General features: G+C 69.7%; 20 protein-coding genes. 11 read left to right on the forward strand and 9 right to left on the reverse strand.

Annotation, left to right across the window (positions count from 1 at the left end; all coding sequences use genetic code 11):
• A partial coding sequence (gene eccD / locus GSI01S_RS17740; RefSeq protein ID WP_006898018.1) for a type VII secretion integral membrane protein EccD occupies nt 1-651 on the forward strand: 651 nt, incomplete at its 5' end.
• Complete coding sequence (mycP, locus tag GSI01S_RS17745) at nt 648-1,967, forward strand: type VII secretion-associated serine protease mycosin (RefSeq protein WP_006898019.1); 1,320 nt, start codon at nt 648-650, stop codon at nt 1,965-1,967. The genes eccD and mycP, both read left to right, overlap by 4 nt.
• Nucleotides 1,968-1,994: 27 nt before the next feature.
• On the opposite strand, the gene GSI01S_RS17750 is transcribed toward mycP, so the two are convergent.
• Complete coding sequence (locus GSI01S_RS17750) at nt 1,995-2,948, reverse strand: 4-hydroxy-3-methylbut-2-enyl diphosphate reductase (RefSeq protein WP_081598154.1); 954 nt, start codon at nt 2,946-2,948, stop codon at nt 1,995-1,997.
• 34 nt (nt 2,949-2,982) lie between these two features.
• Between GSI01S_RS17750 and GSI01S_RS17755 the strand changes: the two genes are divergently transcribed.
• The 3 genes from GSI01S_RS17755 to GSI01S_RS17765 all read left to right on the forward strand — a co-directional run bounded on the left by GSI01S_RS17755 (nt 2,983) and on the right by GSI01S_RS17765 (nt 5,256).
• Nucleotides 2,983-3,696, forward strand: coding sequence for a lipid droplet-associated protein (locus GSI01S_RS17755; RefSeq protein ID WP_006898021.1), 714 nt, complete (start codon nt 2,983-2,985; stop codon nt 3,694-3,696).
• Between the two features lie 79 nt (nt 3,697-3,775).
• Nucleotides 3,776-5,020: an exodeoxyribonuclease VII large subunit gene (gene xseA / locus GSI01S_RS17760; protein ID WP_006898022.1), complete on the forward strand. Its 1,245-nt coding sequence runs from the start codon at nt 3,776-3,778 to the stop codon at nt 5,018-5,020.
• The gene (locus GSI01S_RS17765; RefSeq protein ID WP_006898023.1) at nt 5,017-5,256 is read left to right on the forward strand and encodes an exodeoxyribonuclease VII small subunit; all 240 of its coding nucleotides are present in this window, start codon (nt 5,017-5,019) and stop codon (nt 5,254-5,256) included. Before xseA ends, GSI01S_RS17765 begins: the two co-directional genes overlap by 4 nt.
• Before the next feature lie 78 nt (nt 5,257-5,334).
• Here the strand turns inward: GSI01S_RS17765 and GSI01S_RS17770 are convergent, their stop codons facing one another.
• Nucleotides 5,335-5,904, reverse strand: a complete 570-nt coding sequence (locus tag GSI01S_RS17770) for a DUF4245 domain-containing protein (protein ID WP_006898024.1) — start codon at nt 5,902-5,904, stop codon at nt 5,335-5,337.
• A gap of 108 nt (nt 5,905-6,012) precedes the next feature.
• Between GSI01S_RS17770 and glpX the strand changes: the two genes are divergently transcribed.
• Entirely contained in the window at nt 6,013-6,999 is a 987-nt protein-coding gene (gene glpX / locus GSI01S_RS17775) for a class II fructose-bisphosphatase (protein WP_006898025.1), read from the forward strand.
• 84 nt (nt 7,000-7,083) lie between these two features.
• On the opposite strand, the gene GSI01S_RS17780 is transcribed toward glpX, so the two are convergent.
• Nucleotides 7,084-7,782 carry an ABC transporter ATP-binding protein gene (locus GSI01S_RS17780; protein ID WP_039868088.1) on the reverse strand — a complete coding sequence of 233 codons (699 nt, stop codon included), beginning with the start codon at nt 7,780-7,782 and terminating at the stop codon, nt 7,084-7,086.
• Nucleotides 7,783-7,823: 41 nt separating this feature from the next.
• Nucleotides 7,824-8,795 carry an ABC transporter permease gene (locus GSI01S_RS17785; protein ID WP_006898027.1) on the reverse strand — a complete coding sequence of 324 codons (972 nt, stop codon included), beginning with the start codon at nt 8,793-8,795 and terminating at the stop codon, nt 7,824-7,826.
• Between the two features lie 181 nt (nt 8,796-8,976).
• Between GSI01S_RS17785 and GSI01S_RS17790 the strand changes: the two genes are divergently transcribed.
• The 3 genes from GSI01S_RS17790 to GSI01S_RS17800 are packed head-to-tail and all read left to right on the forward strand — an operon-like array spanning nt 8,977 to nt 11,517.
• Nucleotides 8,977-10,164: a sensor histidine kinase gene (locus tag GSI01S_RS17790; protein WP_039868099.1), complete on the forward strand. Its 1,188-nt coding sequence runs from the start codon at nt 8,977-8,979 to the stop codon at nt 10,162-10,164.
• Nucleotides 10,161-10,793 carry a response regulator gene (locus tag GSI01S_RS17795; RefSeq protein WP_006898029.1) on the forward strand — a complete coding sequence of 211 codons (633 nt, stop codon included), beginning with the start codon at nt 10,161-10,163 and terminating at the stop codon, nt 10,791-10,793. Before GSI01S_RS17790 ends, GSI01S_RS17795 begins: the two co-directional genes overlap by 4 nt.
• A 46-nt stretch (nt 10,794-10,839) precedes the next feature.
• Nucleotides 10,840-11,517, forward strand: a complete 678-nt coding sequence (locus GSI01S_RS17800) for a PIG-L deacetylase family protein (protein WP_006898030.1) — start codon at nt 10,840-10,842, stop codon at nt 11,515-11,517.
• Between the two features lie 90 nt (nt 11,518-11,607).
• Here GSI01S_RS17800 and GSI01S_RS17805 read toward each other — a convergent pair whose 3' ends face one another.
• Entirely contained in the window at nt 11,608-12,471 is an 864-nt protein-coding gene (locus tag GSI01S_RS17805) for a L,D-transpeptidase family protein (RefSeq protein WP_006898031.1), read from the reverse strand.
• A 193-nt stretch (nt 12,472-12,664) separates the two neighbouring features.
• Here GSI01S_RS17805 and GSI01S_RS17810 point away from each other — a divergent pair, with 193 nt between their 5' ends.
• Together GSI01S_RS17810 and GSI01S_RS17815 are read left to right on the forward strand one after the other, a co-directional pair.
• Entirely contained in the window at nt 12,665-13,264 is a 600-nt protein-coding gene (locus GSI01S_RS17810; protein ID WP_006898032.1) for a class I SAM-dependent methyltransferase, read from the forward strand.
• 96 nt (nt 13,265-13,360) lie between these two features.
• A complete protein-coding gene (locus tag GSI01S_RS17815) occupies nt 13,361-14,191 on the forward strand; it encodes a PDDEXK family nuclease (RefSeq protein ID WP_039868091.1) in 831 nt (276 codons plus the stop codon).
• Nucleotides 14,192-14,264: 73 nt separating this feature from the next.
• Here the strand turns inward: GSI01S_RS17815 and phoH2 are convergent, their stop codons facing one another.
• From phoH2 to GSI01S_RS17835, 4 genes are all read right to left on the reverse strand, one after another.
• On the reverse strand, nt 14,265-15,569 hold the full coding sequence (gene phoH2, locus GSI01S_RS17820) for an RNA 5'-3' helicase PhoH2 (protein WP_006898034.1): 1,305 nt from the start codon (nt 15,567-15,569) through the stop codon (nt 14,265-14,267).
• A 498-nt stretch (nt 15,570-16,067) separates the two neighbouring features.
• Complete coding sequence (locus GSI01S_RS17825) at nt 16,068-16,937, reverse strand: acyl-ACP desaturase (RefSeq protein ID WP_006898035.1); 870 nt, start codon at nt 16,935-16,937, stop codon at nt 16,068-16,070.
• A gap of 90 nt (nt 16,938-17,027) precedes the next feature.
• Nucleotides 17,028-18,323 carry a serine hydroxymethyltransferase gene (glyA, locus tag GSI01S_RS17830; RefSeq protein ID WP_006898036.1) on the reverse strand — a complete coding sequence of 432 codons (1,296 nt, stop codon included), beginning with the start codon at nt 18,321-18,323 and terminating at the stop codon, nt 17,028-17,030.
• A gap of 68 nt (nt 18,324-18,391) precedes the next feature.
• The gene (locus GSI01S_RS17835; RefSeq protein WP_039868093.1) at nt 18,392-19,618 is read right to left on the reverse strand and encodes a hypothetical protein; all 1,227 of its coding nucleotides are present in this window, start codon (nt 19,616-19,618) and stop codon (nt 18,392-18,394) included.
• Nucleotides 19,619-19,628 lie beyond the last annotated feature (10 nt).

Consider the following 19,628-nt stretch of genomic DNA (forward strand, 5'->3'; position numbering starts at 1 on the left):
GGCCTGGTGCTCTGCGCGCCGCGAATCGCGATCGCCGCCGGACGTCTGCCGTTGCCGTCGGTGCCGAACACTGCGCCGGCGGCACCCGACGGGACCGATCCCGCGGTGGTCGACGGCGTGGACGCGGTCCGGCTCTCGACCCGCGATCCGCTCGGCGCAATCGCCGACCTCGCGCTGGGCGACCTCGACGCGCTCGCGCGCCGCGCCGCCGTGACCGCATCGATTCTGACGGGCGCACTCGCCGGTGCCGTCCTGGTCACCGGGGTCGCGACCGCGGCCGTCGCCGCTGCGGCGGGCGGATCGCCGGTGGCGCTGGGCTACTGCGCGTGCATCGTGGTGGCACTCGCCGCCCGCGGCCGGACGCACGCCGACCGGCTGCAGTCGGCTCTGCTGGTCGGGGCGGCCGGGATCATCGGAGTCGTCGCCGCGCTCGCCGCCGTCGCGGGGTCCGGCCCGGAACCGGTCTGGGTGTTCGCGGGGACGATCGGCTGGGCGGTCGGCGCTCTGCTGCTGGGCACGGTCGCATCCGGCCGCGACTACTCTCCGCCCGCCGTGCGCGCCGTCGAGATCGCCGAATACGCCGCGCTGACCGCGGTGATTCCGCTGCTGCTCTGGGTCCTGGACGTCTATCAGGCGGTCCGGACCCTGTGATCCGGCGGATCGGCGCGATCACGGCGGTCGCGGCGGTCGTCTGGTTCTCCGGCGCGGGTGCCGCCGTGGCGGTCCCGGCGCCGGTGATCGCCCGGGCGACGGTCTCGGCCGCACCGCTGGGCCCGCCCGAGCCGACCGAGCAGCGCGCCCGCTGCGCGACCACCGCCGACGCGGACACCGCAGGCGAACCCGCGGGCCACCGACTGCTCGACGTGGCAGCGGCCCATCGGTTCAGTCGCGGCGCCGGCGTGTCCGTGGCGGTCATCGACACGGGTGTGAGCCCGCACACCAGGCTGCCGCGCCTCGTCGCCGGCGGCGACTACGTCGGGACCGGCGACGGACTGTCGGACTGCGACGCCCACGGAACGCTGGTCGCGGGCATCATCGCAGCACAGCCCTCCGCCGACGACGACTTCGTCGGTGTGGCGCCCGAGGCGACCATCATCTCGATTCGGCAGTCGAGCGGAGCGTTCAGCGCCCGGGGCAGCGGAGCCGACGACGCCGTGGTGGGAGCCGGATACGGCCCGCTCACCACTCTCGCGCGGTCGGTGGTACGGGCCGTCGACCTGGGTGCACGGGTGATCAACATCTCAGAGGTGGCATGCGCACCCGCCGCCGGTCCGCTCGATGACGGTCTCGTCGGGACCGCGCTGGCCTACGCGCGTGAGCGGGACGTGGTGGTGGTCGTGGCAGCCGGGAACCTGACCGAGACCACGGCGTGTCGGGAGCAGAACCCGTCGGGTGCGGCCTCGGTCGAGCAGGCGTGGGCGCGACTGCGCACGGCCGTCACCCCGGCGCGATTCGCGCCGCTGGTGCTGACGGTGGGCGCCGTCGCGGCCGCCGACGGCGCAGCGGCGGACTTCAGCCTGCGCGGGCCGTGGGTGAGCGTGGCGGCGCCGGGCACCGATGTGGTCAGCGTGATGCCGGGCTCGGGCGGCCCGCGGCTCGCCGGCGGCCTGCGCACCGGCGACGGGGTGGCCCCGCTCGCCGGCACCAGCTACGCGGCGCCGTACGTGTCGGGCCTGGCGGCGCTGATCCGGTCCCGGTACCCGCGACTGTCGGCCGCTGAGGTGATCGACCGCATCGTCGACACGGCGCACGGCGGCGGCCGGGACGACGCCGTCGGCAGCGGGGTGATCGATCCGCTCGCCGCACTCACCGACGACCCCGAGGTGCGCGCCGCTCCGGGTCTGCGGCCGTTGGCTCTCCCCGACGATGAGCCCGAGTCGGGCTCCGGTGCGGGCGTCATCCTCGCGGGTGCGGGTTTCGCGGCTGTCGCCGTCGTGGGCGGACGCCTGCTGCGCCGCCGCCGATGATCGCTGCCGAGGCGATGGGCGCCGCGGTCAGCGGGGATTGCGGGCGGGCCGCAGTTCGCGCGGCAACGCGAAGGTGAGCGTCTCCTCGGCGGTGGTCACGGTCTCGACGTCCGCGTAGCCGTGCTCGGCGAGCAGATCCACCACCCCGCGGACGAGGACCTCCGGGACCGAGGCACCCGAGGTGACGCCGACCGTGGTGACGCCGTCGAGCCAGGCCAGGTCGATGTCGCGGGCGTAGTCCACCAGGTAAGACGCCTCGGCGCCGTTCTGCAGCGCCACCTCCACCAGCCGCTGCGAATTGGACGAGTTCTGCGAACCGACCACGATCACCAGCTCGCACCGCGGCGCCATCGCCTTGACAGCTACCTGGCGGTTCTGGGTGGCGTAGCAGATATCGTCCGACGGCGGGTCGTTCAGCAGCGGGAACCGTTCCCGGAGCCGGGACACCGTCTCCATCGTCTCGTCCACCGACAGCGTGGTCTGCGACAGCCAGATCACCCGCGACTCGTCGCGCACCTGCACGTCGTCGACGGCGTCGGGTCCGTCGACCACCTGGATGTGCTGCGGGGCCTCGCCGGCGGTGCCCTCGACCTCCTCGTGGCCCTCGTGGCCGATCAGCACGATGTCGTAATCGTCGCGCGCGAACCGCTTCGCCTCCTGATGCACCTTGGTGACCAGCGGGCACGTCGCGTCGATGGTCTTGAGGCTGCGCTGCGCAGCGCTCTGGTGCACCTCGGGAGAGACTCCGTGGGCGGAGAAGACCACGATCGCACCCTCGGGCACTTCGTCGGTCTCGTCGACGAAGATCGCGCCACGCTCGGTCAGCGTGTCGACCACATGCCGGTTGTGCACGATCTCCTTGCGGACATACACCGGCGCACCGTGCTTGTCGAGGGTCCGCTCGACAGTCTCCACGGCCCGGTCGACGCCTGCACAATATCCACGGGGCGACGCGAGAAGGACGCGCTTACTATCAGCCATGAACTCCAGGGTACGGCTGTGAGAGAGTTAGTACATGAGTCGTCCTCCATACGCTGCCCGCGTGGTCGCCGGTCTGGTCGCCACCACCATCGAGGAAACCCGCAAACTGCCGACGCGAGTCATCACTCTGCCGATGGGTGCGGTGAGCCGGAGTCTGCAGGCCGGCATGCGACTTCAGCAGAACATCGCCGAGCTCGCCATCAAGGGCGACGAGCTGCTCGCGCCGCTGTGCGACAAGTCTCAGGAACAGCCCGAGTGGGCGCGGTTCGACGAAGACGACGACGCGGAGGCGGCGAGCCGGCCGCTGCGTGCCGACGCGCCGGCCACTGTTCCGCAAGCCCCGGCCCGCGCCCCTGAGATGAACTCCGCGACAAACCACGCTGAGACGAGCGCCGCCGAGGCCTCCGCTGCGAGCCCCGACGAGTCCGCCGCCGACAGCGCCGCGCCCCCGGCCAACGCCGGACGTTTCGCGCTCTACAGCTCGGCTCCGGCCGACGTGGCCGCGGGCCCCACCTCTACGACGCCGGATGCCGCAGCGTCGCCGGAGCATCTCCCGGCCGCCGTCGCCGCCCTCGACTACCCGACGCTGACGCTGGCCCAGCTGCGCGCCAAGGTCCGCGGGCTCGGCACCGAGGAACTCACCGAGATCCTCGAGTTCGAGAAGGCGAACCGCAATCGCACGCCCTTCGTCACGATGCTCGACAACCGCATCGTCAGCCAGCAGAAGAAGGCCGAATCCGCGCAGTGAGCAACCGCGCAGTGACAACCGGCGCAGTGACAACCGGCGCAGTGATCGGCCCGGCCCGGCTCTGCACCGGGGTTCCGCGATGACGCCCGAGCAGGGGAACACCGCCGAGAATCCGTGGCCGGTGCGCACGCTCAGTTTCAAGATCGCGGACTGGATCCACCGGCTCGGGCAGGTGTGGGTGGAAGGTCAGATCACCCAGCTGAGCCTGCGCCGCGGCACGCGCACCGCTTTTCTGACGTTGCGCGATCCCGCCGCCGACATCTCGATCTCGGTGACCTGCGACCCGGGTCTGCTTCAGCGGAGTCCGGTGCCGCTCACCGAGGGCGCCCGGGTGGTGGTGTACGGCCGGCCCAACTTCTACACCGGCCGGGGCACTCTGTCGCTGCGGATCACCGACATCCGGCCGGTCGGCATCGGCGAACTCCTCGCCCGGATCGAACGCGTCAGGGCCCTGCTCGCCGCCGAGGGGCTCTTCGACGCCCGCCGGAAGAGGCCGCTGCCGTTCCTCCCCCACACGATCGGACTGATCACCGGTCGCGCCAGTGCCGCACAGCGCGATGTGATCGCCGTCGCGACCGCCCGGTGGGACGCGGTGCGGTTCGAGGTCCGGGATTCGCCCGTGCAGGGACCGACCGCGGTGCCTGCGATCGTCGAGCATCTCGCGGCGCTGGACGCCGCACCGCACGTCCAGGTCATCGTCATCGCGCGCGGGGGCGGCAGCGTCGAGGACCTGCTCCCCTTCTCCGACGAGACGCTGCTGCGCGCCGTCTCCGCCTGCCGGACCCCCGTGGTGAGCGCCATCGGCCACGAACCCGACAGTCCGCTGCTCGACCTGGTGGCCGACGTCCGCGCCGCGACGCCGACCGATGCCGCCAAGCGTGTGGTGCCGGACGTCTCGGCCGAACTGCAGGGAATCGCCGAGTTGCGCCGGCGCAGTGCCCACGCGCTGCGCAACTGGGTGCACCGGGAGGAACGGGTGGTCGAGGGGCTCCGGGCCCGGCCCGTGCTCGCGAACCCGCTGCGCATGGTCGACGACCGGCAGGACCGTGTCGACGGCGCGGTACGCGACATCCGCCGCAGTGTCCGGCACCTGGTGACTGTCGAGGAGCATCGCACCGAACGTCTCGCATCGCAGCTGTCGACCCTCGGGCCAGCGCAGACGCTCGCCCGCGGATACGCCGTGGTGCAGCGCACCGACTCCGACCAGCCGCACGCGGTCCGCTCGGTGGACGACCTGCCGGCCGGAGCCGCCGTGCGCATCCGCGTCGCCGACGGATCGGCCGCGGCAGTGATCTCGCCGACCACGAAGGAGAGCCGACAGTGACCGATCCCGGAGCCGATTTCACGCCCGTCGCCGAACTCGACTACGAGCAGGCTCGTGACGAATTGTCGGAGGTGGTCACCGCACTCGAGCGGGGTGGACTGGGTCTCGACGAGTCGCTAGCGCTCTGGGAGCGCGGCGAGGCGCTGGCCAAGCGTTGCACCGAGCACCTCGAGGGAGCTCGATCACGGATCGAGGCCGCACTGAACGACGACGCCGAGAACGACGACGAGGACTGAGGGACGAGGGCTGGCGGACGAGGACTGGAAGATTAACTTCCCCGCAGGCCCGGTGGCCGATCCGGCGACCGGCTCGGGTCAGGGACGCTTGGACGGCAGCGGTTCGGCCTCGGTGACCGCCTTCGCGAGGGTCTGCATGTCGGAGTCCGCGCCGCGGCTCACCACGCCCACTCGCACGTCGCCCATGTCGGCGATCCATGCCTTGCGGTGATCGTCGCCGGAGTAGGTGACCCAGCGCTGGCCCGAGATCTCGCGCACGCCACCGCCACTCGCGCCGTCGCCGAGCAGCTTCGGAACCAGCTGCTCCTCGGTCGCGGCCGTCTGCGTCAGCTGGATGTAGACGCCGTTGGGGGTGATCCAGCCGACGTTGCTGGAGAGAGTGGCGCCGATCTCCTGAGTCGAACCCGAATTGGCCTTCCAGTTCGCGGGCAGTTTCGGCTCCCGGATCGGGAACGGCATCGACTCCGCATCGGCGTGCAGACCTGCACTGACGTTGAAACTGGGAATCTTCTGCTCGGTCGCCGAGTTGCCGAAGCCCCAGGAGCAACTGCCGCTGACCCCGGCCACGATCAGTGCGATCACCAGCAGCGGGATGAGCGACCAGACGAGGTCTCGTCCGTCTTGCAGGATCCGGGGTTTCTGGGCCATGGCTTCGATTATCGCAGTCGGGCGCCGCCCCCAGCCAATCGCCGGTCCCGGCCATGAAAGAATCGAGGTCTAGACCTCATCAAGGTTCGCAACGAAAGTGGAGTCCGCATGACCAAGCAAGCACCCGACCGCAACCTGGCCATGGAACTGGTCCGTGTCACCGAGGCCGCGGCGCTGGCCGCTGGTCGGTGGGTCGGGCGTGGCGACAAGAACTCCGGCGACGGCGCCGCGGTCGACGCGATGCGCGAACTCCTCTCCACCGTGTCGATGCGCGGAACCGTCGTGATCGGCGAGGGCGAGAAGGATGAGGCCCCGATGCTGTACAACGGCGAGATCGTCGGCAACGGCGAGGGCCCCGAGGTGGACGTCGCCGTCGACCCGATCGACGGCACCACGCTGATGGCCGAGGGACGTCCGAACTCGATCGCCGTCATCGCGGTCTCCGAACGCGGCACCATGTACGACCCGTCGGCGGTGTTCTACATGAACAAGATCGCCGTCGGCCCGGCCGCCAAGGGCGCGATCGACATCAACCAGTCCACCGAGTGGAACATCAATTCGGTCGCCGCGGCCAAGGGCATCGACGTCGCCGACCTGACCGTCGTCGTCCTCGACCGTCCCCGCCACGCCGAGCTGATCCACGAGATCCGTGAGGCCGGCGCCAAGATCCGGCTGATCTCCGACGGCGACGTGGCCGGCGCCATCGCCGCCGCCGGCGATTACAGCACCGTCGACATGCTCATGGGCATCGGCGGCACCCCCGAAGGCATCATCAGTGCCGTCGCGATGAAGTGCATGGGCGGCGAGATCCAGGGCAAGCTGTGGCCCAAGGACGACGCCGAACGCCAGAAGGCCGTCGACGCGGGCCTGGACCCGGACATGGTCCTGACCAACGACATCCTGGTGCGCGGAGAGAACTCCTTCTTCTGCGCGACCGGCGTCACCAACGGCGACATGCTCCGCGGCGTCACCTACCGTCCCAACGGGGCCACCACCCGCTCGCTGGTCATGCGCTCCAAGTCGGGCACCATCCGGACCATCGAGGCGGTCCACCAGACGTCCAAGCTGCGCGAGTACGCGCGCCTGGACATCTGATCCCCGCGATCGACCCCCGCGATCGACTGACCCCGGCCTCGCACCGAGGGGCATCGGTGCGTTCGGTGGGGAACGGCAGCGGTGTCAGACCCCGACACCGGCCAGCAGGGCGCCGTCCTTCATCTCCAGCACTCCGTCCACCCCGGTCACCGTCTGCAGATCGTGCGTCACCAGCAGGGAGGCGATGCCGCGGTCTCGCGCCAGTTCGGTGAGCAGTTCGACGATCTGCGTTCCCCGTGTCGAGTCGAGCGCGGAGGTGGGTTCGTCGATCAGCAGCACCTGCGGTCCGTTCATCAGCGCCCGGGCGATGTTGACCCGCTGCCGCATTCCGCCCGAGAGCTGTCCGGGCCGGCGTCCGAACGCTCCGTCGAGCCCGACGGCCGAGAGGAGTTCGCGGGCCTGGGCGCGGTGCCGCGACGGCCGGCGACCGGCCACATGCGCCGCGAGCAGCAGTTGTTCCTCGGCGGTGAGTCCGGGTACCAGGTTGTCGTTCTGGAAGATCAGTCCGATCCGTTCGCGCCGGACGCGGGCCAGCGCCTCCGCGTCGAGGCCGTCGAGGCATTGGTCGCCGATCCGCACCGTCCCCGAGTCGGGCCGGATCAGTGCGCCGGCCACCGCGAGCACGCTCGACTTCCCGCATCCGGAGGGGCCGGTGAGCGCGACGGTGGTGCCCGGCTCCACGTGCAGGCTCACCCCGCGCACCGCGCGCACCACGCTGTCTCCGTCGGGGTAGGTCAGCTCGATGTCGGTGAGTGTCAATCCCGTGTCAGTTGCAGATCCCATGTCAGTTCCCATCAGTAGTCATCGGTCGGATCGGAGAAGTATCAGCGGTTGAGGGCGACCAGCGGGTCCACCTTCACCAGGGGCCGCAGCGCCAGCGCCGCGCCCACCAGTCCCAGGACGGCCATGCCTGCGAGGACCGTCGCCCCGGCCGCCGGGTCGACGACCACCGGCGCCTTGCCCGACAGCAGCGAGGCGAAACCGACCGCCAGTGCCGCGCCGAGTGCCAGGCCGACCACCAGGACCGAACCGGCTTGGGCGAGGCCGTCGCGCAGCAGGTACCAGCGTCCCGCGCCCATCGCCCGGACCACCGCGAGCGAGCCGATGCGCTGACCGGTCCACACGGCGAAGAATCCGCAGACGACGACCGCCGAGATCACCACGAGCAGCCCCTGGATCAACAGCAGCGACATGTGTTCGGATGAGAAGCCCGGGACCAGGTCGGGCAGATCGGCGCGCGCCACCCGGACCAGGCCCGCCGGAGCCGCACTGTCGGAGTCGACGATCAGTGCGTTCACCGAATCGCGGTGCGTCACCTCGCGCCATTCGCCGACCGGCATGGAGATCACCTGCTGATGGGCGTACTGACCGACGTCGGCCACGCGGTCGACCCGCACCGTCGTGGATCCGAGCTGGATCGAGCCGCCGGGGACCACGCCCAGCGTCTTCGCGATGTCCGGCGACACCGCCACCTCGTGAACGTCGCCGCGGCCGAACACCGCGACAGTGGAGTTGGCTCCGTCATGGCTGGCACGCAGCGTCGCCACCCCCAGTTCGGTGCCCTCACCGGCGGTGCGGGTGATCTCGCTGTCCGACAGCAGCGCGGGCTTGTCGCCGTCCTCCTGCACCAGCAACGCGGCTCCTGGGAGCTTCTCCACGGCCGACACCGACTGCTGGCGGAGCCCCTCGGTCAGCGCCGACAGCGCGACCACCATGAACGCGAGCAGTGTCACCACCCCGACGACGAGCGCGAACCGCCCTGCTGCAGCGCGGAACTCCCGCAATCCCAGATACATGCGTCCTCCTGTGAACAGCGGTGCGAAACCGCTCGACCAACGTGCTTCCAGCCTGTCGGGAATCGGGCGCCGGAACATCGTCTGGGCACCTCAGATCTGCATCCATCCGGCGGCGCGCGGGCATCCATCGAAAGTTGTAGACGCCATGGTCGGTGGCGGCGGGGCGGTGATACTGGAGGCTATGACGCACGATCGACCGGCCGAGCGCTATGCGGAATGGGGCGGCCACATCCTGTTCCTGGCGCTTCTGCTCGCCGGAATGGCTCAAGCTCTGGCCGGCTCGGCGCCCATCGTGTTCGGCGGGGCCGCCGCGGTGATCGCCGGTGTCGCCGTCGTCGGCGGGTGGTACCTGCTCGGCGTGTGGTCGCACACGCGCGGCCGGGGCCTCGACACGGGCATCTGGGTGGTGATCCTCACGCTGCTGTGGGTCGCACTGGTGCTGCTCTCCCCCGGGTTCGTCTGGCTGGCCTTCGTCCTGGCCATGCTGTGCTGGTACTTCCTCGAACCGCCGGTCTCGGTGGTCGCCGAGGTGGTGATCGTGACGACGTCGATCGGCTCCACGCTGCTCCACAGTCCCGAGCTGATGGTCGGCGGCATCATCGGTCCGGCGTTCGGCATCGCCACCGCGGTCGCCGTGACTGAGATATTCCGTCGGATCATCGCGATGGTGGACGAGCGCGACGAGCTCGTCGCCGATCTCCTCGCAACCCGAGAACTTTTGGCCGCCAAGGAACGTCAGGCCGGGATCCTCGCCGAGCGGGAGCGCCTGGGCGGGGAGATCCACGACGGCACCGGGCAGAGCCTGGCGAGCATCGTGCTGCTGCTGCGCTCGGCCACCAACGATGAGACCCCGGGCGATCAGCGCGACGTCCAGGTCCGCACCGCGCTCGACACCGCACAGAAGGCGCTCACCGAGTCGCGACGCTTCCTTCGCGGGCTCGACGGGCCGGACCTGCGCCCGGACGGCCTCACCGACGCCCTGCGCGAGGAGGTGGATCGGGTCTCCCAGAGCGGGTTGCCGGCTGAACTGCGAGTGCACGGCGACACCGTCGCGCTCCGGCCGGAGACCCGCAACACGCTGCTGAGAACGGCGCAGGAGGCGCTCACCAACGCCGCCCGCCACGCCCACGCGACCCGGGCCACCGTGACCCTGACCTATCTGCCCGACGAGGTGCATCTCGACGTCGTCGACGACGGAGTCGGCTTCCCGGCCGGCCGGCGACCCCCGCGCAGGTCCGACGGCTCGGGCTTCGGCCTGCGCGCCATGCAGAATCGGGTGTCGGAGGCGGGCGGGAGCGTCAGCGTCGAATCGGAGCCCGACGACGGTACCGTGATCCACGCCCGGCTCCCGATCGGAGGGCAACCGTGATCCGCATCATGCTGGTCGACGACCACCCCGTGGTCCGCGCAGGTCTGCGCGCCGTCCTGGGCGCCTCCCCCGATCTCGACGTGGTGGCCGAGGCCGGTACCGCCGACGAGGCGATCGCCCTCGCCGGCGAACTCTCCCTCGACGTCGTCCTGATGGATCTGCGCCTGCACGGGACCGAGACGCACGATGCGGACGGCGTCTACGCCACCCAATCGATCCGCCGGCTGGCCGATCCGCCTCAGGTGCTGATCCTCACCACCTACGAATCCGATGCCGACATCGTCCGATCGGTCAGTGCCGGTGCCGTCGGCTACCTGCTCAAGGACGCCGCGCCCGAGACCCTGATCAGCGCCATCCGGTCGGCTGCCGCCGGCGAGACGGTCCTCGGCCCAGCGGTGGCGGCGCGGCTGCTGACCCGCGTCACCGACAGCAGGCCGGCGCTCACGGCACGAGAGCTCGAGATCGTAGAGCATCTCGACCTCGGCCTCAGCAACCGCGAGATCGCCAAGCGTCTGTTCATCTCGGAGGCCACCGTCAAGTCGCATCTGGTGCACATCTTCGACAAGCTCGGCGTCTCGAGCCGCAGCAAGGTGGTTGCCGTCGCACGTCAGCGCGGACTGATCGGCTGAGCGCACCCGCCGGACGGGATCGCCGGTTCCGCGTAGCGTGACCCGCATGAGCCTCACCACGTTTCCCACGGACTGGTCCACCGCCCTCGTGCTCGTCGCACATCCCGACGACCCGGAGTACGGGATGGCCGCGGCCGTCGCGCGCTGGACATCCGAAGGCAGACGCGTGGTCTACGGCCTGGCGACCAGCGGAGAGGTCGGCATCGAGGGGATGGCCGCGGCCGAGGCCGGGCCGCTGCGAGAAGGTGAGCAGATCGCCTCGGCCGCCGTGGTCGGCGTCGACGAGGTGGAGTTCTGGGGCTTCCCGGACAGCGAGTTGCGCAACACTCCGGAGCTGCGCGCGAAGATCACCGAGGCGATCGAGCGCGTGTCGCCCGACGTCGTCCTGGCGACGTACGGCGGCCCCGAGTGGGCGCCGGGCTTCCCCAATCAGCGCGATCACATGGAGTTCGCGGCGGCGGTGGTCGACGCCTACGACGAGCTCGCCGACCCGCCCGCGGGATTGTTCTGGAACGGCCCGCACCCGACGCACGCGGTGGACGTGACGGGCTTCGTCGAGGCGGCGGTCGAGTCGCTGTCGTGCCACCGCGTGTACCTCGAGGTGCTCGATCCGTCGACACCGGTGGCCGATCAGGCCCGCAATCAGGTGGAGTCGTTCACCGCCGCGATCGACGGGTTCGACGCCGCGCACGCCACGGGTTTCGAACAGATCCGGCCCCGCTGAACCGGCCTGTGGTGCCCCCGAGACAAGCGCCGGGGCCGCACGCGTCGTCGCATGCGGCCCCGGGTCCAACCGATGTGGCTTGGGTGCGTGTCAGCGCATCGCGCCGCTGAGCAGGTTCGGGATCAGCGTGGCGAGATTGCCCAGGACTCCGCCGATGAGATCGGCACCGGGCATCTTCTGCTCGGCCGGAGCCTCCTTCGGCGCGTTGACGTTGACGCCGATGGTGATCTTCGGGTTCTTGGCCGGGTCGAGCCACTTGAGGATCTCGACCATCTTGTCGCGGTCGATCGCGACGCAGCCCTGCGTCGGTTCGCCGTTGGTCACGTGCAGGAAGATCGCCGACGCGTCGCCCGGTGTGTTGGTCGGGTTGTGGTTGATGTTGACCGCGTAGTCGTACACCGGTCCGCTGTTGTACAGGTTCTCGCTGTCGCCGCCCGGGCTGGTGGCCGACTTGACGTGCGTGTTGTAGGTCGGCGACTTCTCGTTGGAGTCCCACCAGTCCTGCGTGGTCGCCTGGAAGTACGGCATCTTGGTCCCGGGATTCGCCTGGCGACCGAAGGCCTGGTCGAGTCCGAACGTGCCCTCCGGAGTCCGGTACACGTTGTCCTGCGCCTTGCCCATGCCCTTCTCGCCGAGGAAGGCCTTGGTCGGGCCGATGACCGGCTTCCACTGACCTGCCGCATCCTTCTCGAACGCGGTCAGCGTCGCGGTCTGCGACGACGCCACCGGCGCCGTCACCACGATCATCTGGCTCGTCTCCTGCGCGCCGGGCACGGCGGGGGTACCCGGTTCCTTCATCCCCTTGAGCAGGTTGTCGATCAACATCGTGATGCTGTCGGATCCGGTCTGCGGAGACTCTGTCTGCGGCGCGGTCTGCGGGACCGCGGACGCCTGTCCGGCACCCACGACGAGTGCTCCGAGGAGCGCAGTAAGCGCAAACCCCACTTGCAACATTCGCCTCATCAGTAACTTCAGCACCATGCCAGTGTGCCAGTCGTTCGCTCGTGGCTGCCACACCTGGAGACCATCGTCACCTTTCCGCAACTGTTCTGTGAGCTGCCTGCGGAGGGTTCGCCGACGGCGTCCGCACCGAGGCCCGGCCCCGCACCCATGCCGCTGACCTGTGGCTCCGGCTACGGTGGAGGCCATGACCCCTGCTCCCCGATGGATCACCGACACCGCGCCCGGCCACAGTGAGTGGTACATCCAGCGATTCCGTGAGATGGCGGCGAACGGCGACGATCTGTTCGGGGAGGGTCGACTCATCGATGCGATGGTCGCCCGCTCGGCGCGGGTCCTGGACGCCGGTTGCGGACCCGGCCGGGTCGGCGGCTACCTGCACGGCGTCGGTCACCGGGTCACCGGCGTCGACGTCGATCCGAAGCTCATCGAGGCAGCGCAGACCGACTACCCCGGCCCCCGCTGGCGCGTCGCCGATCTCGCCGAACTCGATCTCCGCCGGCCGGACGGAACGCGCGAGCAGTTCGACGCAATCGTCTGCGCGGGCAATGTGCTGGCCTTCGTGGCGCCGAACACCGAGGCGGTCGTGCTGCAGCGCTTGTCCGACCATCTGCTGCCCGACGGCTTCGTCGCCGTCGGGTTCCATACGGCGAAACTGGCGGTGGAGACCTTCGACGCCGCCCTGACCGAGACCGACCTGTCGCTCGACCTCCGGCTGTCGACCTGGGACGTCCGCCCGTGGCACGACGACGCCGACTTCGCCGTGTCGATTCTGCGGCGCGCATGAGGTTGACGCCTGTAGACGAGGAGCAATCGATCCACACTCGCGCTCCCGCGCGGAGGAAACCCGGAACGCAGTTCCCGAAGTGCGCATCATCTGCGCATGAACGCGATCAGATCCGGGGTGTACCCGTACCGAGAGATCGAACGGATGATCGGCCGCGCCCGCTTGAACGACCTGATCCGGCGCGGCCACGCCGAACAGCTCCGTCGGGGCTGGTACCGAATCGGTGAGGCGCGCAGTGACGACGTCGCCGCGGTCCGCCGCGGCGGTGTAGTGAGTTGCATGTCGGCCCTCAGACGCCACGGCGTCTGGGTTCCCGCCGACGACCGGCTCCACGTCCGCGGCAACTCGTGGGCGGTGCAGCACCTTCGAGGACCGTTCTGCAGGCAGTTCGGGCGGCCCGTTCCGGAGGCCGACGCAGTCGACGACCTCCCGACCGCACTGCGACACGCGGCTCGCTGCCTCGATGCGGAGGGATTTGTGGTCGTTTGCGATTCGGTGCTGAACCTGCGACTGATGCACATCGAGGAGCTCGAGTACCTGTTCCGCGACGCTCCGAAGTCCGTCCGACTGCTGATCGATGAGTGCGATCCGAACGCCGAGTCAGGCCCGGAGTCGATGGCTCGCCGACGACTGCGCACTCACCGCGTCCCCGTGCGAACGCAGGTGAAGATCGACGGAGTCGGCCGGGTCGACCTCCTCATCGGCGACTACCTGATCATCGAGATCGACGGCTGGGAGATCCACGGCGACCGGCCGCACTTCCAGTCCGACCGGACGCGCGACGCGACCGCCTTCGACCTCGGCTATCACACGCTCCGCTTCACCTACGACGACATCGTCTTCCGATGGACGGCAACCCTCGCGAAGATCATCCGGGCCGTCCGCAACGGCACTCACATGCGTCCGGCGCAGCGCGCACAGCATTGACCGCTCACGCGTGTCGCCCGAACTTCTCGGCCGGAAGCCGCCGAATCGGTCAATGCTGTGCGCGAGCCAGGAGTCACACCCCGGCGCCCGGCGCGAACTCCTCCAGCATGTCGGTCACCAGCGCTGCGATCGGCGACCGCTCGCTCCTGGTGAGGGTCACGTGTGCGAACAGCGGATGGCCCTTGAGCTTCTCGATCACCGCGGCGACACCGTCATGGCGGCCGACGCGCAGGTTGTCGCGCTGCGCGACATCGTGCGTCAGCACCACGCGCGACCCCGACCCGAGCCGCGAGAGCACCGTGAGCAGCACGTTGCGCTCGAGCGACTGCGCTTCGTCGACGATCACGAAGGAATCGTGCAGCGACCGTCCGCGGATGTGCGTCAGCGGCAGAACCTCGAGCATGCCCCTCGACAGGACCTCGTCGACCACCTCGGTCGACACCAGTCCCTCCAGCGTGTCGAAGACGGCCTGCGCCCACGGCCCCATCTTCTCGGCCTCGCCTCCGGGCAGGTAGCCCAGTTGCTGACCGCCGACCGCGTACAGCGGGCGAAAGACGACCACTTTGCGCTGAGTGCGACGCTCGAGCACCGCCTCCAGACCCGCGCACAGGGCCAGCGCCGACTTGCCGGTGCCGGCCTTGCCGCCCAGGGAGACGATCCCGACGGATTCGTCGAGCAGCAGGTCGAGCGCCACGCGCTGTTCCGCCGACCGGCCGCGCAGGCCGAACGCCTCGCGGTCGCCGCGGACGAGCTGTACCTGTTTGGTCTCGGTGACGCGGCCCAGCGCACTCTGCCCGTTGCCGACCATCCGCACGCCCGTGTGGCAGGGCAGTTCCCGCGCCTCGTCGAGATCGATCAGCCCGTCGGCGAACAGGGCGTCGATCGCCGTGTCGGCGACGTCGATCTCGTCCATTCCGGTCCATCCCGAGACCACCACGTCCTGGGCGTGGTACTCGTCGGCGGCGAGGCCGACCGCGCCCGCCTTGACGCGCAGCGGGGTGTCCTTCGAGACCAGCGTGACGTCGCGGCCCTCCGCACGCAGATTGAGCGCGCAGGCCAGGATCCGCGAGTCGTTCGTGTCGTTGCGGAAACCGGCGGGCAGGACCGTCGGGTCGGTGTGGTTGAGCTCCACCTGCACGGTTCCGCCCTCGTCGCCGATCGAGATCGGCAGATCGAGACGTTCGTGTCTGACTCGCAGGTCGTCGAGCAGGCGAAGTGCCTGACGCGCGAACCAGCCGAGTTCGCTGTGGTGGCGTTTGCCCTCGAGTTCGCTGATGACGACCAGCGGGAGCACTACGTGATGCTCCGCGAAGCGGGTCACCGCCCACGGGTCGGACAGCAGGACGGAGGTATCGAGGACGTAGGTGCGAACGGTCACGTCGGACTCCTAGTCGCCCGTGCAGCCCCGCACGGAACGAGTTTGTCTGAGCAGCCGGTCGGCTCGTGCCTGCTCGATCTCCACCTGCCGGCGGTCAACCGAAGTCGGCGAGAGCCGGGGCCGGCCCTCTCGTGACACCTGTGTCGTTCACGAATCGAACCTCCCGAACGAACCGCTTCCCCGCGGCCCGTTAAGGCCCAACGTACGCTGCGTCACATCTCCGAGTGGCCAAGCGCAGTCGGCGCGTCGGTGAAGGTTGAGTTACCGAACGACGACGCCGAGCGATCTCTCGTCACACCACGGATCAGCGGCAACTTCAGCACCACGACAGCGGTCGACGGGCGTCGCGCCCGTCGACCGGTCACCAATGGTGGATCGACCGCCGCCGGGACGTGCGGGGCGGTTCGCCGCGCGACGCCTTACGGACGCGGGTGTCTGTGAATCGGCTCGGGCCGGGAACGACGATCTCCCGGACCCGATTCCGGGGCCTGCAGGGAGTCAGTGCCCGGCAGCCTTCGCGAGAATCCGGGCACGCGCGGACTCGGCCTCGGCGCTGAGCTCCTGAAGGCTCTCCAGCTTGAGCTCCGAGGCCAGCTTCGCCGCGATCGCGGCGTCGGTCGAGACGTCTTCGAAGTCCGAGATGAAATCGCGCTGCGCGTCGAAGTCGGCGATGTCGGAACCGATGTGCTCGATCCCGGCGAGCGCCTTGTCGACGGCCAGGACGGTGGACTCCTGGTCCGCTACCACGCCCGCCATCAGGAAGGCCTGGAACGTCGCGGCCTGCACGGCGTCGTCGGTCTGGATCTTGGTCAGGATCTGAGTCAGGTTCTCGTCGTCGACGTAGCCCAGCAGCTTCTCGATGAACGTGACGCACTGGTTCTCGTGGACCGCGAGCAGGGCCAGGACGTCCATCGGTCCAAGGTTCTCGATGGCCTCGGGCGACTGCCGCCAGCCGGCGACCACATGGATGCGACGACGGTTCTCGGCCTCCACCGGATCCACCGCCCGGGTCACCACCAGGTAGTCGCGCAGGACGATCGAGTGACGATTGTCCTCGGCGGTCCACACGCCGACCAGCTGTCGCCAATCGGAGAACGCGGGGAAGTGCATCGCGAGGACGCGATGGAACGAGGGCAGATTGTCCTTGGTGAGCAGCAGCGCCTGGAGTCCGGCCGCGGCGGTCTCGGGCAGCGTGGAATCGGACGGCACGTAGTCGTCACCGCCCAGGAAGGCGAAGTTGCGGCCCAGGTCCCAGGGGATCCAATCCGACGGCGTCCACGAGATGGCACCTTCGGCGTGCTCCTCCGCGATCTCCGGGAGCGCCTTCTCCAGCGCGTTGATCAACTCGTCATTGCTCAGTACAGCCACGACACCCACCCTAAACGACGGACGGCCCCCACCGAAACCAGGTCGACGCCGGCCGCTACGGGACCGGCGTCGCCTGGATTTCGGCTCGGATCAGGCCTGCGCGCTCATCAGACCCCAGTCCTCGAGGCCCTCGTACAGAGGCAGATCGAGAGCGAGCTTGCTGACGCGTGCACGAAGGGCCGAGACGTCGGCGCCCTTGCCCGCGGCGAGCGCGGTGCCGATGATGTCGGCGACCTCGGTGAACTCGGCGTCGCCGAATCCGCGCGTCGCGAGCGCCGGGGTGCCGATGCGCAGCCCGGAGGTCACCATCGGCGGGCGGGGGTCGAACGGCACGGCATTGCGGTTGACCGTGATGCCGACCTCGTGCAGCAGATCCTCGGCCTGCTGGCCGTCGAGGTCGGAGTTGCGCAGATCCACCAGCACGAGGTGGACGTCGGTGCCGCCGGTCAGGACCGAGACGCCGGCCTTGGTCACGTCGTCGGCCGTCAGGCGCTCGGCGAGGATCTTGGCGCCCGACAGGGTGCGGCGCTGGCGCTCGGCGAACTCCTCGCTCGCGGCGATCTTCAGCGCGACGGCCTTGGCCGCGATGACGTGCATCAGCGGTCCGCCCTGCTGGCCGGGGAACACCGCGGAGTTGAGCTTCTTGGCCCACTCCTGCTTGGCGAGGATCATGCCCGAGCGCGGACCGCCGAGAGTCTTGTGGACGGTGGTGGAGACGACGTCGGCGTGCGGCACCGGGCTCGGGTGCAGCCCGGCCGCGACCAGACCGGCGAAGTGCGCCATGTCGACCCAGAGGTGTGCGCCGACCTCGTCCGCGATCTCGCGGAACGCGGCGAAGTCGAGGGTGCGCGGGTACGCCGACCATCCGGCGACGATCACCTTCGGACGGGTGTCGAGCGCGATCTTGCGCACCTCGTCCATGTCGACGCGAAAGTCCTCTTTGCTGACGCCGTAGAAGGCGTTCTCATAGAGCTTGCCGGAGAAGTTGAGCCGCATGCCGTGGGTCAGGTGGCCGCCGTGCGCCAGATCGAGTCCGAGGAGCGTCTCCCCCGGTTCCATGAGAGCCTGCAGCACCGCGGCATTCGCCTGCGCACCCGCGTGCGGCTGGACGTTGGCGAAATCGGCGCCGAAGAGAGCCTTGGCGCGGTCGCGGGCGATGTCCTCGATCACGTCCACGTGTTCGCAGCCGCCGTAGTAGCGGCGTCCCGGGTAGCCCTCGGCGTACTTGTTGGTCAGCACGCTGCCCTGCGCCTGCAGGACGGCCCGGGGAACGAAGTTCTCCGACGCGATCATCTCCAGGGTGTCGCGCTGACGCGACAACTCGCCGTTCATGGCGGCGGCTACATCGGGATCCAGGTCGGCAAGGGACTGCGAAAACAGGCTCATGGCGCCCGATTCTACCTGCGTGTCTCCGCTCTCCACCGCGTCGGGTTCACGGGCGAACCGGCGGCCCGCTACGCGGCGAGTTCCCTGCGCAGCGACGCCGGGATCAGCGGCTCGTCCAGCAGTCGGCCGAACCGTGCCAGACGTTCCGGACCCGAGGTGCCGGCCCGATCGAGCCAGGTCTCGAGCAAGGCGTAACCCTCGACGTAGGTGGAGATGTACGCGCGCCAGAGCGGCGAGGTGAGGAACCGGAGCATCTGGCGGGCCCGGTCGGGCGCCACGAGCAGCCAGCGCTGGAGGAAGACCGCGACATCGTCGATGTCGTCGCCGCGATCGTGCAGCGCCAGGGCCGCGTCCTGACGCACCCGGATCAGACCGGCGGCCGCGGCCCCGACCGCGCGTGCCCGCTCGGGGTCGAAACGCAGCCCGAAGTCGGCGTAGATCTCCGCGGCCCACTCGTGCCACCCGGTGCCCTTGGCCGCCGCTAGCGCGTGGTCGGCGAGCCCCTCGGCCATCAGACACTGGGGCGTGTTGACCAGGAACACGGTGTGTTCGAGTTGTCCCGATCCGACCAGACCCTGTTCCTTGCGGCAGTGCTCGGTGTGGTGTCCCGGGTAGGCCTCGTGAGCGATCAGCCCCGGCAATGAGGACATGTACTGCGGAAGGTCGGTGTTCACCGCGACCTTGGAACGGTAACCGCCCAGGTAGTAGTTGAAGCCCGACCACGGTTTGTCGCCGACCACTTCGAACTCGACGGTCTCCGCATCCGGCAGCGGGAAGGCGGTGCGCACCGTCTCGCGCAGACTGCCCGAGAACTCCGCGATCAGTTGCGCCACCGCGGCGGCCGGGATCTCGTCGGCCCGACGGTAGGCGGCGTACGCCTCGCGGAGCCGGTCGCCGGTCGCCCCCGGCACCCCGAGCGCCTCGGCCATCCCGGCGTGGGCCTCGCGGTAGACGGCCTCGTCGCCGGGCTCGATCCGGACGTCGAAGTACGCCTGGACCTCGTCGACGAACCCGACCTCCTCGCCCGCGAACTTGCGGGCCGAGCACTCGAGTGCACGCAAGTGGGCCCCGACGAACTCGGCCCGTTCGGCGGGCAGACCGGCCGGCAACTCGCGCTGCAGCGCGCGGGCGCGGTCCGCCAGCTCGGCCGGGTGCGGCGCGGGCGCGTTCTCGACCTCCACGCGCAATGCGGGATCACCGGTGTAGGCGTCGACGAATCCCTCTTCGAGGCGGTCGAACGCCAGCCCCAGCCGCAGGTACTCGGTCACCGGATCCGCGGACATGCCACCTGTCATGTGACCAACG

It is taken from the genome of Gordonia sihwensis NBRC 108236 (assembly GCF_000333035.1).
GTDB classification, from domain to species: Bacteria; Actinomycetota; Actinomycetes; order Mycobacteriales; family Mycobacteriaceae; genus Gordonia; species Gordonia sihwensis.

Coding starts and splice junctions, on each gene's coding strand:
- GSI01S_RS17750 (WP_081598154.1), bottom strand. CDS start 2,948: ATGGCTGATAGTAAGCGCGTCCTTCTCGCGTCGCCCCGTGGATATTGT.
- GSI01S_RS17755 (WP_006898021.1), top strand. CDS start 2,983: ATGAGTCGTCCTCCATACGCTGCCCGCGTGGTCGCCGGTCTGGTCGCC.
- xseA (WP_006898022.1), top strand. CDS start 3,776: ATGACGCCCGAGCAGGGGAACACCGCCGAGAATCCGTGGCCGGTGCGC.
- GSI01S_RS17770 (WP_006898024.1), bottom strand. CDS start 5,904: ATGGCCCAGAAACCCCGGATCCTGCAAGACGGACGAGACCTCGTCTGG.
- glpX (WP_006898025.1), top strand. CDS start 6,013: ATGACCAAGCAAGCACCCGACCGCAACCTGGCCATGGAACTGGTCCGT.
- GSI01S_RS17780 (WP_039868088.1), bottom strand. CDS start 7,782: ATGGGATCTGCAACTGACACGGGATTGACACTCACCGACATCGAGCTG.
- GSI01S_RS17785 (WP_006898027.1), bottom strand. CDS start 8,795: ATGTATCTGGGATTGCGGGAGTTCCGCGCTGCAGCAGGGCGGTTCGCG.
- GSI01S_RS17790 (WP_039868099.1), top strand. CDS start 8,977: ATGACGCACGATCGACCGGCCGAGCGCTATGCGGAATGGGGCGGCCAC.
- GSI01S_RS17800 (WP_006898030.1), top strand. CDS start 10,840: ATGAGCCTCACCACGTTTCCCACGGACTGGTCCACCGCCCTCGTGCTC.
- GSI01S_RS17805 (WP_006898031.1), bottom strand. CDS start 12,471: ATGTTGCAAGTGGGGTTTGCGCTTACTGCGCTCCTCGGAGCACTCGTC.
- GSI01S_RS17810 (WP_006898032.1), top strand. CDS start 12,665: ATGACCCCTGCTCCCCGATGGATCACCGACACCGCGCCCGGCCACAGT.
- GSI01S_RS17815 (WP_039868091.1), top strand. CDS start 13,361: ATGAACGCGATCAGATCCGGGGTGTACCCGTACCGAGAGATCGAACGG.
- glyA (WP_006898036.1), bottom strand. CDS start 18,323: ATGAGCCTGTTTTCGCAGTCCCTTGCCGACCTGGATCCCGATGTAGCC.
- GSI01S_RS17835 (WP_039868093.1), bottom strand. CDS start 19,618: ATGACAGGTGGCATGTCCGCGGATCCGGTGACCGAGTACCTGCGGCTG.